Origin of the sequence: Bradyrhizobium centrolobii (genome assembly GCF_001641635.1) — a bacterium.
Taxonomy (GTDB): Bacteria; Pseudomonadota; Alphaproteobacteria; order Rhizobiales; family Xanthobacteraceae; genus Bradyrhizobium; species Bradyrhizobium centrolobii.
Window position 1 is genome coordinate 18,017 of record NZ_LUUB01000124.1, and the last position, 13,210, is coordinate 31,226.

Here is a 13,210-nt window from a genome sequence, read left to right on the forward strand (position 1 = left end):
CTACCGGGCGGACAACGGCGGTGACCGGCCGCAAATTCAGATGATCATACGGCTCCTGGCTGGAAGGGTTATCCAACAAAACCCTGAGATATCCGGGCGAAGGTACTGACCCCGGGCGGCGCGACGTGACCGGTCAGGCCTCGACCAGACCCGTCCGAACCGCGTATCGGACCAGCCCCGCCGTCGAGTTCACCTCCAGCTTGCGCATCGCAGCCGCCCGATGGGCCTCGGTCGTCTTGACGCTGAGATTGAGGATCGCACTGATCCCCTTGTTGCTGTAGCCCTCCGCAACCAGCTTGACCACGAGCTGTTCGCGCGCCGTGAGTTCGTGGTGCCGCTCGCCATCGACACCCGGCCCTCGATCGATTTCGGTCACGCAGCTCTTGGTGCAGAACGGTCGGTGCACCAGGAGGGACTCGACCGCCGCAAGCAGCAGCTTGTTCGCGTCGGACTTCACCAGGAATGCGCGCGCGCCGGCCTCAAATGCCTGCTGCGCGATCAGACCCGAATTGTGCACGGTGAAGATCAGAACCTCGGTCTGCAGCGGATAGTCCCTGATCCGCCGCGCCACCTCCACTCCGGTCATGCGCGGCATCGAGAAGTCGACGATGGCGACATGGGGCCGGCTCTCGATCGCGGCGGCGACCGCCTTGCCGCCATCGTTGGCCTCGGCCACCACTTCCCAATCCGCCCGTTGCTCGAGCACCGCTCGCAGGCCCGACCGCACCGCTTCATGATCGTCGGCAATGAGAAATCGCTTCATGGCAGCTCACTCCAAAATCCTTCACGGCGGCTCGGCCGGATCCTGGTCCGCCGCCGCGGGGCTGTTCCTTGGCTGATTGTGAGCCTGCGCGGGCCTTTATGATTGTCGGGGTCCTCCGCCGATTGCGCTTGTTCGCGGCGGGAAGATACGGGAACACGGCGCACAATACGGTGCCGGAATACGGTGCCGTCCGATTGGATTGGATGTCGAGGGTACCTCCGATCTCGTGCAGCCTCGCCCGCATCGCGGGAATTCCGACCCCGATCGATACCGCCTTCGTGCCGGGCCTGCCGGTGTCAGGCGGCAGGCCACGTCCATTGTCGCTGATCGTCAGCTGGAAACGGCCGCCGGCAACCTCGATGACAATGACCACCTCCGTCGCCTTCGCATGACGGAAGACGTTCGTCAGGGCTTCCTGAACCACGCGCAGCAGCGTGCGCTTCGTCTCATAAGACAGCCGATCGACATCCGGCACGATGTTGACGGTCGCGCGCAACGATGTGCGCGCCGCAAATCCTTCCGCATAGCCCTCGATCGCGGCCTTCAGCCCCTCGCCCGCCAGATTCCGCGGATGCAGCAGGTAGGCAAAAGCGCGGATTTCCCGCAAGGCTTCATCGATCGAGGCATCGATGTCGTCGCAGAGCCGCTCGGCCGACGCCGGGTCGCCGAGATTGCTGCGGATCCGCATCAGGCCGAGGCTTGCGGCAATCAGATGCTGACAGGTCGAATCGTGGAGATCGGACGCGATCCGCTGCTGGATGCCCTCCTGGATCGATACCAAGCCGACGTTCACGTCGCACCCGCCGCCGTATTCGGCGACGGTCTCGAAGGGTCCGTTGCGTACAGCGCGGTGGCTGCCGATCAACCGGACCACACCGCCGATCGCCGGGTCCACGATCGGCATCACGGTCGTTTCCATATTCCGGGGGCAACCGCCAAGCGCGAGACGCTGGCGAATCCTGACCTCCGCGCCTTCCGCGAGACACGCGCGAAGCGCCTCGCAGACGGCTTTGGCGTCGTCCCCGCTCATACACTCGAAGACATCCATGTTGTGGATGTCTTCGGACGAGACGCCGAGATGGGACTCGAATGCCGGATTTATCCCCTCATACGCGAATCGCCCTCCGAACGACGGGCGTACGGCGAAGAGGAGATCCGCCGAAAACATCCAATAGAGCCCATCGATCGATTCTTGCGAACCAACTCGCAGCCAGGTCCTGAGACCGGTTCGATGCGGCTCGCTGGCGGGGGAGCCATGTGGCTTCACGGTACGCACTCACTGTTTTCCGGCGACGCCCGACATAGACAACACTATCGAGAATCTTTTCCCCGCCCCACCGGCCAGACATCCACCACCGGATCGGAAGACGCGCGCCCTTGGGGCCGATCGACTATACACCGCACAACGCGCCCACACCACTAGGTAGCATTCTCACGCGAATGAAATCTCGAATTCGTGAGGCGCGCTCAGGGCAACGCTATATGCAGTTTGTGCCACGCCAACGACACTCAAATCCGATGCAACTAAGACTAAAATCAGGATGCGATCCGGCAAAGTGCCTGAGGCGCTGATTGCGCTAATGCACGCCAAAACCCTCCCGAGAATCGCCGGAACCATTCTCGGCCCATTGCAGCCATCTGATACCAGGCGCGAGCGAACTAGCGGCTGCTGCTCGTGCCGGATTTCTTTTTCCTCGTCGCCTTCGCGTTCGGTGCGGGACGCGTCGGCGCAATATCGAGAGGATGCGACGGCTGCCGCAGACGGTTTATGGCGGCATCATCCCGGAGCGCATTGGTATCAAGCCGCTGGCCTCGATCGACAGCATCGCGCGGATCGGCAAGCGCGGCGGACGCCATCGCCGTTCCGATGACGACGCACATCAGCATCAACAGGCGTCTTGCGAGCATCTTTCGGGCACCTCTCAAAAGGCGAAGTCCAGGCGAGGGCCGATGCGAACGTCCCTGTATCGCCGTAGCGGAACGTTGGACGTCCGCGCCTCGTACAACACGGTGGTCGTGAGCGACACGTTGCTGGCGAAATTATACTTCAGACCGATGTCCGCCGAATAGAGTTGGTCCTGGCGGCCGGTATTGAGACCGTCGGTGAACCAGTAGGCCTCGAACAATGGTGTGCTCACGATCGACCATCTGGAATCGAGCTTGACTTCGATACCGAGCAAGGCATCGAAGCGCCAGCGGCGCGCTTCCGCCAGATCGGAAAACCGATAGGTCAGGAGCAGCAACGGCGAGAACGTCGCATTGTTGACGCGGAAGTCGCGCGCCACCGAGCCCATCACGTCATTTGATGCGAACGCGAGGTCGCGGTAGACGCCGTCGAAATCATACCGGTTTTCATAGATGGCGGAGAAGCGCCAGCCGTCCCAATTCTCCGTCAGACGCGCACCCATGCGCGCGACGGCGAAGTTACTGTCCTTCTCCGTCGCAAAGGCTTCATACTGGGCACGCGCATAAAGCCGGTACGACAGATCATTCGTGAGGTGCCCGTCGAGCCTGACGGTCACGTCCGGCTCGTAATAGACATCCGGCTTGCGGTTGTCGCGGGTGAAGAGGGCATTGTCGGTGAAGGTCGGCGAGATGGAACCGACGATGCTCCAGGACGGAGCGGCGTAAGACGGAACGGAGTAGTATGGTGGGGCGATGGGGCTTGCCTTGAACTCGGTGAGATCAAGATCAGCCGCCCTGGCTGTGCTCGCGCCGAGCAGGCCGACGATCGGCAGAAGAAATCCGGACCTTCGCATGGCGCCCCCCTCCGATGCTGTGCGGACACCGGGATTGGCGCGAGGCTGCGCGGCGATTGTGGCGTGTTAATGTTACAACCTTAAATCACTGGTTGATGCAATCAATCAGCGTTTGGTAAAAGGCGGCAAGATCTGACGCGCAGCTAGTAGTCGACCGCGTCTCTGGTGATCGGACAGGTCATGCAGTGACCTCCGCCGCGCCCCCGTCCGAGTTCCGCGCCGACGATGGTGATGACCTCGATACCCTCCTTGCGCAGCAGCGTATTGGTGTAAGTGTTGCGGTCATAGGCGAACACCACGCCGGGAGACGCGCAGACAAGGTTGGCACCGCTGTCCCACTGGGTTCGCTCGCGCACATAGGCGTTCCCGCCGGTCTCCACGACGCGCAGCTGCTTCAGTCCGAGCGCTTCCGCCACGACGTCTACGAAGGGCTTCTCGTCCTTCCGCAGCTCGATTCCGGCGGAATTGTCGGCCGGCCGATAGGAAAACGCCGTGATGTTGTTGACGATATCAGGATAAAGCAGCACACAATCGCGGTCGGCGAAGGTGAAGACGGTATCCAGATGCATCGCCGCACGGAGCTTGGGCATGGCGGCCACGATCACACGCTCGGCCGCCTTGTTCTTGAACAGGGCCGCGGCAACCTGGCTGATCGCCTGCCGTGAGGTTCGCTCGCTCAGGCCAATCAGAACATTTCCCTTGCCGATTGGCATCACGTCGCCGCCTTCGAATGTGGCAAGGCCATGGTCCTTGGTCGGATCGCCCCACCAGACGTTGACCTTGCCGGCGAAATCCGGATGGAACTTGTAGATGGCAGTGGCGAGGATCGGCTCTTCGTGGCGGGCGGGCCAATAGAGCGAATTGAGCGTGACGCCGCCGTAGATCCAGCAAGTGGTATCCCGCGTGTACAGCGTGTTGGGAAGCGGCGGCAGCAGATATTCGGTCATGCCCGCGGCTTCACGGACCAGCTTCAGCATCTCCCCGCCATGAGCATCCGGAAAATCATGGGTCGACACGCCACCGATCAGGGTTTCCGCGAGATCGCGTGGCTTGAGGCTTTCGAGGTAACTGCGAAGTTCGTCGACGAGACCGAGCCCAACCTGGTCGGGAATGACCTGGTTGTCGAGGATCCACTTCCTCGCCTCCGGAATGGCCACGGTGTCGGTGAGCAGATTGTGCATCTCGACGACTTCGATGCCGCGGTCACGCATCTTCTGCATGAAATCGAAGTGATCGCGCTTGGCATTGTCGACCCACAACACGTCGTCGAACAGCAAGGTGTCGCAGTTGCTGGGCGTGAGGCGTTGATGGGCGCGGCCCGGCGAGCAGACCATCACCTTGCGTAACTGTCCGACCTCCGAGTGAACTCCGAAGGGAGTGGAGAAGTCCGACGCCTGCTTTGCCATGGGAGTCGCCTTGTCTAGATGGTGATGTAGCCGGTGGCCAGTCCATGAATCCCGACGGCCGCGCCGATGAATGCTGCGATGAAGATGGCCCACTCGAGGGGAGTGAAGACCTTTGCTTTCTGTTCGCGGCGGGCCCAGAAATACATCACCGTACCGGGGGCGTAGAGGATCGCGGACAACAGCAGGTATTTCATCCCGGCCGCATAGATCAGGAAGAGCGTGTAGATGACGGCGATGCCGGTAAAGATCAGGTCGCGCCTGCGCTCGTCCGGGCGCTTTTCATAGGTCTCACCCCGCTTGACCAGCAAGAGCCCGTAGGCGGCGACCAGAAAGAACGGGATGAGGTTCATGACGCTCGTCAGATTGAGCATCAGCGCGAAGGCATCCTGGGACCAGTAGGTGCTGATGACAAACAGCTGCACGACGATATTGGTCAGCCAGAGCGCGGCGGCCGGCACCTTGTTGGCGTTTTCGGTGCCGAACACGCGTGGCATGTCCCTGGTCCGGCCGGCGGCGGAGAGCACCTCCGCGCAGATCAGCGACCAGGCGAGATAGGCTCCCAACACCGAGACCAGAAGTCCGACGCTGACGAAGACAGCGCCCCAATGTCCCACCACCGCCTCCAGCACCGTCGCCATCGACGGCTGTCGCATGTCGGCGATCTCCGCGCGCGGCAGCACGGCGTAGGGCAGCATGGTGACGAGCACCATCAGGCTCGTCACGATCACAAAGCCCATGATCGTCGCGGCGCCGACGTGGGATCGCTCTTTGGCGTAGCGGGAATAGACGCTGGCCCCCTCGATCCCAAGAAACACGAACACCGTGACCAGCATGGTGGCGCGGATCTGCTCGAACAGACTCTTGTCCGGCATGCCCTCGCCGCCCCAGAAGTTGGCACGGAACAGGTCGGCTTTGAAGGCGAAGATCAGGATGACGATGAAGATCAGGATCGGCACGATCTTGGCGATGGTGACGACGGTGTTGATCGCGGCGGCCTGTTGCACGCCACGCAGGATCATGAAGTGAAATAGCCAGATCCCGATCGAGGCAACGATGATCGCGATGACCGTGTTGCCGTCACCAAACACGGGAAAGAACGCACCCAAGGTCGATTTGATCAGGACCCAGTAGGATACGTTTCCGATGCAGCTGCCCATCCAGTAGCCAAGCGCCGACAGGAAGCCGGGATAGTCGCCAAAACCTTCCTTCGCATAGGCATACACACCGGCATCGAGATCGGGCTTTCGCTGCGCCAGAGACTGAAACACGCGCGCCAGCATGTACATGCCGCCGCCTGCGATGCACCAGGCGAAGATGGCGCCGAACGGACCGGTTGCGATGCCAAATGTCCTCGGCAGCGAGAAGATGCCCGAGCCGACCATCGAGCCGACGACCATTGCCGTCAGTGCAAACAACGAAAGCTTTTGGATCGATGGCGTCGCAGTCATGTGAAGGCCTCGAACCGCGAGCGGTGACCAGCACCGTGGCCGATCTACTCATTCGGAGAGCCGAACGATGCGCTGCGGATCAGGAGCGGCATATCAGGTGATTACCTAGTCGAGGTCCGGGATTCCCCTCGCCGCACCACTCTCAGGCCGTGATGGACGCGTCGGGAGCTGCGACCGGCTCCTTGCCGCCGAACCAGGCCACATACAATGTCGGCAGGAAGACCAGCGTCAGAACGGTCGCGACCAATAAGCCGCCCATGATCGCAAAGGCCATCGGTCCCCAGAACACTGTCGGGGCGATGGGGATCATGCCGAGAACGGTCGACACGGCCGTCAGCATGATCGGACGGAAGCGAGAGCTGCTCGCGTCCACGGCGGCCTCCCAGGGCCCCTTCCCCTGCGCACGCTCCGCTTCGATCTGACCGATCAGGATCACCGCGTTCTTGCTGATCATGCCGAGCAGCGCGAGGACGCCGAGAATGGCGACGAAGCCCAATGGTCTGCCGGAAAGCATCAGCGCCGCAATCACGCCGATCAGACCGAGCGGCGCCACGCTCACCCGCGCCATACAATGAGCATCACACCAACAGTTGGATCAGAACTCCGAGGATGGCTTAGAAGATTCCTTCCGTCTCGTCAGGCAATCACCTGATATCGACGATGCCGTCGGAGGCGCACAAAGGCTTGCACCGACTGCTGTGGCGGCGCGGCATGCGAATCGCCAAATCGGCTGGTGCAACGACGGAGCTCTTTGCTCGGGCTCCGGACGATTCACGCGACGATAGTGGAGGACTGCACATGAGTAAGCTGGCTTTGCTGGCGGCCGCAATCATCATGACGCTGAGCGCCATGGGCGCGGCCACGCCCGGAAACGCGCAAAACCTGCCGTGGTGCTCGAAGTTCAAAGGCATGACCAACTGCATGTACGCGACGCGCCAACAATGCCGCGCATCCGTCAGCGGGCGACACGGCACCTGCGTTCAGAATCATCGTTCGATGTAGTAACGCAGCGCGCAATCGTTCAGGCCCCCTCCGATAGGGCGGCGCGAAACGATCCGTTGCGCGTCACCCGACCTCGGAACCGCGCTCCTTGCGCCGCATGTGCGCGTGCGTCCATTGGGACATTCATCCGCAACGGCCCAGGGTTTCCTCTGATCCCGGAAGTGCCGCTTGCACGGTAGGGTCGGCACGAGTGTTCCGAATCCACAATATTTCGACCCAACTGGAGGTTTCCATGTCCGATCTGGTCGCGATCGTATATCCGTCCGAGGCGAAAGCCGAAGAAGTGCGTCAGCGATTGCTCAAGCTGCAGAAGGAATATCTGATCACGATCAGCGACGCCGTGATCGCCGTGAAGACGGAGCAGGGCGGCATCAAGCTCAATCAGCTCGTCAACACGACTGCCATGGGCGCGATGACGGGTAGCTTCTGGGGCCTTCTCATCGGTGTCCTCTTCCTCAATCCGATCCTCGGGGTTGCCGTAGGTGCGGCGTCGGGTGCGCTCGGCGGAGCGCTTACGGACTTCGGTATTGACGATTCGTTCATGAAGAGCCTGTCCGCCAATCTCCAGACCGGCAACGCCGCTCTCTTCGTCCTGATCAAGCACATGACGGCGGACAAGGTCATCAAGGAGATCAAGGATGCTGGCGGCGTCGTGCTCAAGACGTCGCTCGATGAGACCAAGGAAAAAGTGTTGCGCGACGCATTGGCCAGCGCGGCGGAGCGGCCGGCGGCCTGAGCCGCCGTCCCTCCCGTCTCAACGTCGGCCGCCCGAGAGACGCAGCAGCATCATGAACAGGTTGATGAAGTTGAGATAGAGCGACAGCGCGGCGATGACCGACTTGCGGCCCGCGGCGGTGTAGTCATCGTTGCTGTCGTACATCGCCTTGATCCGCTGCGTGTCGTAGGCCGTCAGCCCCGCAAACACGCCGACGCCGACAATCGAGATCAGCCAGTCAAGCGCGGTCGACCACAGGAACAGGTTGACCAGGCTTGCGATGATGATTCCGATCAGGCCCATGAACAGGAAGGTCCCGAGCCCGGAGAGGTCGCGCCGGGTCGTGTAACCGTAAAGGCTGAGCGCCCCGAACGTTGCGGCCGTAATGAAGAAGACGCGGGTGATCGACGAGTTGGTATAGATGTGCAGCAGAATCGACAGCGAGATGCCGACCAAGGCTGCATAGACGAAGAACAGGAGCCGCGCCGTCGATGCCGCCAGCGTGTTGATGCGCGAGCCGATGAAGAACACCAGCGCGAGCGGCGCCAGGATGAAAACCCACATCAGCGGGCTCTGTAGCAGTGCTGGACCGGTAACCTGATAAGTCAGCCAGGCAACAACGGCGGTCAAGCCGACGCCCCCGGCCATATGGGCGTAGATCCGGAGCATGTAATCGCGCAATCCGGCATCCACCGCGATCGCGCCACCAGCTGTGCCTGGGGCCGCCAGGTTCTGATCGTAATTTGACATCGCTTGCCTCCTCTGGAGCTCGCCGAATGAGGCCACGCTATCCCTGGGGCCTGCGGAGCGGCATCGGACAATCACCCGAATGCCGTGGGTGAAAACCACCCTCTTCGCGATGCTATTGCCGGCAGCCGGCAAGCGGCCGGCAGCCATCGCTGCTCATCGCCAACCGGCAATCCTGGAACCTGCTTCGGCGCCCTAAGCCCTTTGGAGGAGACACCTTACACCTTTGTCACTGGAGGACGGCCGCGGTCCGGCCTAATCCGGGAACATGCGTTTTTTCTTCCATATCGCCGACAGATACGGTCTTTCTGCCGACGGCATCGGGCACGAATACGCCGAGCAGGGCGCAGCCGTCCTCCATGCCAGGCGGATTGCCGCCGAGCTTGCCAAAGCCGGCGAATTATTCCGCGGCAGTGTCGTGCTTGTCGCCCCGGCGACGATGTCGGCCTCCTCCTGCGCGAGCGAGTCGGGCGTGGCTGCCTCTCGCGCCAAGGCCTGAGGCCCCGGGCCCCGCGCCCGCCGATTTCCTGCCCCTGCCCCCTACAGAGAAACCCTGATGTGCGCAGGCGAAACGGACCTCTAAGGTCTTCGCCAGGGATCGGCCGTCCGTGCGGCCGCCTCATCTCGGATTGGAAGGCCATCTTCCGTCATGGCTCCATCGTCGAACGACGCTCATCAGCAGCTCTCCCGCAACGCGCTGATCGCGCTTGTGATCGGGTCGATCGTCGGCTCGGGCATCTTCGCATTGCCGCGCCAGTTCGGACGAGCCACCGCCCGCACCACTGACTGGATCAGCGCGGCTATCGCGACGCTCTATGCGGCCGGCATGATCTACGCCGGCGGACCGAAATTCTCCTGCTGTCCGCGATCCTCTACGCACCCGGAACGTTGCTGTTCCTCATTGCCAAGCGAGAGCGCAAGGAGAGAACTTTCAAGCCAATCGAATCCGTCCTGTTTGGGGCGATCGCGATCGCCGCGGGCGCCGGAATCTATGGGCTGGCTGTCGGAGCCATCTCTATCTGACGGTTGTCGCTGACCGCATGGAGGCGGGTATGAATATCCAGACTGTATGTCGCACCTTGGTCCTGGGCGCATTGGTGGCCGTCACCGCACCATCGGCCCTGTCCCTGGCCCAGCCGAAAGACGGCGGCGTGACGACGCCGAACCAGACCGGCGTGGCCGCTCCAAACAATGCAACGGTGAACACCAATACTAATCCGCACAAGCACCGGTACTGGCGTCATCGCGGCGGCAAGCACCCGCACTATGGCAGCCGGCGCGTTCGCACCTGAGGCATGGCCACTCCTGGCCGTGGACCGATCGATGAGCGATTCCAGGATGGGACCAGAGCGAGTTCGCGAAGTCATTTTGCACGAGAGCCCCGTCGACGAGTCGGGGGATACCGGACGGCGGAGCCTGCTCGCAACCGGCCTCACTTTGCTCGTCGCGGGCGTCGCCCTGTTCCTGGTGTGGCAGACGGTTTCCAGCCTCCTCATCGTCTTCGCGGGGGTGCTGTTCGCAGCGCTTCTGGATGCCGCGGCACGGGCTCTCGCGCCGGTCCTTCCCGTCAGTCGCCTGTGGCGTTTGACGCTCGTTCTTCTGCTGCTCTCCGCCCTCTCGGGCTTTGGCCTGGTTTGGGGTGCGGGCAAGCTGCCGGAGCAGACTCGCCTGCTGCTCAATGTCATGGATACCCAGGTCGATATCCTTCAGGAGCACCTCTTGTCCTACGGCGTCGATTTGCTCGGTCCGGAATGGGGGCGCGATTTTGCCCAATGGCTGTTCGCCGATCAGGGCCGCTTTCTCAGCCACGCTCATTTTCTGCTGGGTGGAGCGTCGAGCCTTCTGACCGGCGTGCTCGTGACCGTGTTCCTCGGGATTCTCTTTGCCTTCGATCCAACGAGCTACCGCGAGAGCCTGGTCGTACTGGTCAAGCCATCATACCGCGCCCGCACGCGCGCCGTGATGGACGAGATGGGCAACATCATGCGGCTATGGTTCGTCGGTCAACTGATCCGCATCATCCTGATGACGCTCTGCGTGTGGCCCGCACTCTATCTCATCGGGCTGCCGGGTCCATTCGTCCTTGGGATTCAGGCGGGCTTGTCGAATTTCATTCCCTATCTCGGACCGATCGTTGCCGCGATCCCGATAGCGCTCGTGGCGATGCCGCTCGGTGCCTCCCTGCTGATCTGGGCCGTCGTCGTCTACACGATCATCCAGTCGATCGAGGGCTACGTGATCGGCCCGCTGATCCAGCGCCAGGCGGTCGAGACCCCGCCGGCCTGGACATTGGTTGCGATCGTCCTCCTTGGCGCCTTGTTTGGCGTCATGGGGATTGCGCTCGCGATGCCGCTCGTCGCGATCGGCCGGGTCGCGATCATCAGGTTCTATGTCGAGGACTATCTTGGCGACGATCTCAAGCCAGCAGCGAACAATCGTGAGTGAGCAGCCATGAGTGAGATTGATGCGCGGCAAGGCGACGCCCATGAGCCTCCCGTGACGCCTTCACGGACCGCTCATTTCCTGTGGCAGCAGCTTCCTTATGCAGTCGCGCTGCTGCTCGCCATCGGCGGCGTCGCCTATACCAACATCTCGCACCAGCCCCTGGTCGGCTATTGGGAATTCCTGGCGCTCGCCATCGGCGTGGTCTGCGTCGTCACCAAATGGCCGGAGATCGAAGGCAAGGAAAACCAGCTCCGGTTGATCTGGACGCAGGCCCTGCACTGGATCGCCGTCCTGATCACGATGAACATCATACTGCTCTCCGGTGTTCAGCAGTTGCTTCCCACACCGGCAACCGGCCTCGTCCTGCTGACGTTACTTGCACTCGGCACCTTCCTTGCGGGCGTGAGCCTCCTGTCGCTGCAGATTTCTTTTCTCGGGCTTGCGATGGGCGCGGCCGTCCCGGCGATATCCTGGCTGAAGCAGTCCATCTTCTTCTTCCTGCTCGGCGCCGTGTTGCTGATCGGCCTCGCCATCTCGTTCTGGCTGCGCCAGGACCGCCGGCCGACGGCCGGCACGAAGAACCAAGCGGAGGGTTGAATGCGAAAGTTGCGATATCTTGCGGCCATCGGCGCACTGGCCTCGCTTTGCGCCGCCGTCCTGCCTGCGCGCGCCGAGAACTTCAGGGTCGGCAGGCTGGTGTGCTTCTCGACGCCACGTGTCGGATTGGTGCTTGGATCGGCACAGTCGCTGCGCTGCGTGTTCTACGCCCGACGCCCGCCCCGACAGTACATCTACGAAGGACGGATCAGGCGCGTCGGCCTTGATCTCGGCGTCACCAGCGCCGGCACGCTGTCCTGGGCCGTACTCGCCAAGAACTCGCGGATAGGTCCCGGTACGTTGCGCGGCAACTATGTAGGAGCGAGCGGCAATGTCGCCCTCGGTCCTGGCCTTGGCGCCAACGTCCTGATCGGCGGCTCGCGGAGGAGCGTCATGCTGCAGCCGATCTCGATCGAGCGATCGATCGGGCTCAATCTCGCAGCCGGTGTGACCAATCTGACACTGGGACCGAGAGGCCGGCGATAAGCCGCGTCCGACATCGCGCAGGATCAGCAATGAAATCGGCTTCGACCATGACACGCAATCGAAAGCGCTGGCTGATTGCCGCCCTTGTCGCTGCTGTCTGCGCAGGCGGTTACTTCGCCTGGCAGAGACTTGGGGGCGACAGCCTTCCGAACGGATTCGCCAGCGGCAACGGCCGCATCGAGGCGGTCGAGATCGATATCGCCACCAAGACGCCGGGGCGCATCCGGGACATCCTGATGCGAGAAGGCGATCTGGTCACCGCGGGACAGGCGCTGGCGCAGATGGATACCGTGCAGCTCGAGGCGCAATACCGCCAGGCCCAGGCGCAATTGCGGCGCGCCACGATCGGTATCGAGACCGCCAAGAGTCTCGTGACCCAGCGCCAGGCCGAGAAGAAGACGGCAACCGCCGTCATCGCCCAGCGCAGCGCGGAGTTCGATGCGGCCGATCGCAAGCTCCAGCGTTCCGAGCAATTGATCAGAACCAACGCGGTATCGCAGCAGGTCCTCGATGACGACCGGGCGGCCGCCAACGGCGCGCGCGCTGCCGTGGCGGCGGCCGAGGCCCAGCTCGCCGGCTCGGAAGCGGCGATCAGCGCGGCCGAGGCGCAAGTGGTCGACGCGGAAGCTGCCGTCGAGGCTGCGAAGGCGGCGATCGAGAGCATCAAGGCCGATCTCAACGACTCGACGCTGCGCGCACCGCGCGATGGTCGCGTCCAATTCCGCGTCGCCCAGCCGGGCGAGGTTCTCAGCGCCGGCGGACGCGTGCTCAACCTTGTCGACCTCGGCGACGTCTACATGACCTTCTTCCTGCCGACGGCGCAGGCCGGTCGCGTGGCCATC

15 protein-coding genes and 1 pseudogene are annotated in these 13,210 nt (G+C 62.6%); 8 read left to right on the forward strand and 8 right to left on the reverse strand.

Going from position 1 to position 13,210, the window contains the following annotated elements; translation table 11 throughout:
• Nucleotides 1–133: 133 nt before the first annotated feature.
• The 7 genes and pseudogenes from AYJ54_RS43945 to AYJ54_RS43975 all read right to left on the reverse strand — a co-directional run.
• On the reverse strand, nucleotides 134–763 hold the full coding sequence (locus AYJ54_RS43945; protein ID WP_063708716.1) for a response regulator: 630 nt from the start codon (nucleotides 761–763) through the stop codon (nucleotides 134–136).
• On the reverse strand, nucleotides 732–1,931 hold the full coding sequence (locus AYJ54_RS43950) for a sensor histidine kinase (protein WP_283808775.1): 1,200 nt from the start codon (nucleotides 1,929–1,931) through the stop codon (nucleotides 732–734). Before AYJ54_RS43950 ends, AYJ54_RS43945 begins: the two co-directional genes overlap by 32 nt.
• 491 nt (nucleotides 1,932–2,422) lie before the next feature.
• Entirely contained in the window at nucleotides 2,423–2,620 is a 198-nt protein-coding gene (locus AYJ54_RS43955; RefSeq protein ID WP_136624344.1) for a hypothetical protein, read from the reverse strand.
• Between the two features lie 65 nt (nucleotides 2,621–2,685).
• Entirely contained in the window at nucleotides 2,686–3,522 is an 837-nt protein-coding gene (locus AYJ54_RS43960) for an outer membrane beta-barrel protein (RefSeq protein WP_063708718.1), read from the reverse strand.
• Between the two features lie 143 nt (nucleotides 3,523–3,665).
• Nucleotides 3,666–4,928, reverse strand: coding sequence for an arginine deiminase (gene arcA, locus AYJ54_RS43965; protein WP_063708719.1), 1,263 nt, complete (start codon nucleotides 4,926–4,928; stop codon nucleotides 3,666–3,668).
• A gap of 14 nt (nucleotides 4,929–4,942) precedes the next feature.
• Nucleotides 4,943–6,376: a basic amino acid/polyamine antiporter gene (locus AYJ54_RS43970; RefSeq protein WP_063708720.1), complete on the reverse strand. Its 1,434-nt coding sequence runs from the start codon at nucleotides 6,374–6,376 to the stop codon at nucleotides 4,943–4,945.
• A gap of 142 nt (nucleotides 6,377–6,518) precedes the next feature.
• Nucleotides 6,519–6,935, reverse strand: a pseudogene (locus tag AYJ54_RS43975) (efflux RND transporter permease subunit); the annotation flags it as partial.
• Between the two features lie 152 nt (nucleotides 6,936–7,087).
• Between AYJ54_RS43975 and AYJ54_RS43980 the strand changes: the two are divergent.
• Nucleotides 7,088–7,378, forward strand: coding sequence for a DUF3551 domain-containing protein (locus AYJ54_RS43980; protein WP_082906137.1), 291 nt, complete (start codon nucleotides 7,088–7,090; stop codon nucleotides 7,376–7,378).
• Between the two features lie 232 nt (nucleotides 7,379–7,610).
• Complete coding sequence (locus tag AYJ54_RS43985; protein WP_063708722.1) at nucleotides 7,611–8,114, forward strand: DUF1269 domain-containing protein; 504 nt, start codon at nucleotides 7,611–7,613, stop codon at nucleotides 8,112–8,114.
• 18 nt (nucleotides 8,115–8,132) lie between these two features.
• On the opposite strand, the gene AYJ54_RS43990 is transcribed toward AYJ54_RS43985, so the two are convergent.
• Nucleotides 8,133–8,843, reverse strand: a complete 711-nt coding sequence (locus tag AYJ54_RS43990; RefSeq protein ID WP_063708763.1) for a Bax inhibitor-1/YccA family protein — start codon at nucleotides 8,841–8,843, stop codon at nucleotides 8,133–8,135.
• Nucleotides 8,844–9,108: 265 nt separating this feature from the next.
• Here AYJ54_RS43990 and AYJ54_RS43995 point away from each other — a divergent pair, with 265 nt between their 5' ends.
• The 6 genes from AYJ54_RS43995 to AYJ54_RS44020 form a co-directional block, all read left to right on the forward strand.
• On the forward strand, nucleotides 9,109–9,339 hold the full coding sequence (locus AYJ54_RS43995; protein WP_063708723.1) for a DUF6894 family protein: 231 nt from the start codon (nucleotides 9,109–9,111) through the stop codon (nucleotides 9,337–9,339).
• 553 nt (nucleotides 9,340–9,892) lie between these two features.
• Nucleotides 9,893–10,132: a hypothetical protein gene (locus AYJ54_RS44000; RefSeq protein WP_063708724.1), complete on the forward strand. Its 240-nt coding sequence runs from the start codon at nucleotides 9,893–9,895 to the stop codon at nucleotides 10,130–10,132.
• A gap of 31 nt (nucleotides 10,133–10,163) precedes the next feature.
• Entirely contained in the window at nucleotides 10,164–11,285 is a 1,122-nt protein-coding gene (locus tag AYJ54_RS44005; protein ID WP_063708764.1) for an AI-2E family transporter, read from the forward strand.
• A 6-nt stretch (nucleotides 11,286–11,291) separates the two neighbouring features.
• Nucleotides 11,292–11,882, forward strand: coding sequence for a hypothetical protein (locus AYJ54_RS44010; protein WP_063708725.1), 591 nt, complete (start codon nucleotides 11,292–11,294; stop codon nucleotides 11,880–11,882).
• Nucleotides 11,883–12,368, forward strand: coding sequence for a DUF992 domain-containing protein (locus tag AYJ54_RS44015; protein WP_063708726.1), 486 nt, complete (start codon nucleotides 11,883–11,885; stop codon nucleotides 12,366–12,368).
• 47 nt (nucleotides 12,369–12,415) lie between these two features.
• Nucleotides 12,416–13,210 (forward strand): HlyD family secretion protein (locus tag AYJ54_RS44020; RefSeq protein ID WP_245329314.1); only part of this gene is annotated, 795 nt, incomplete at its 3' end.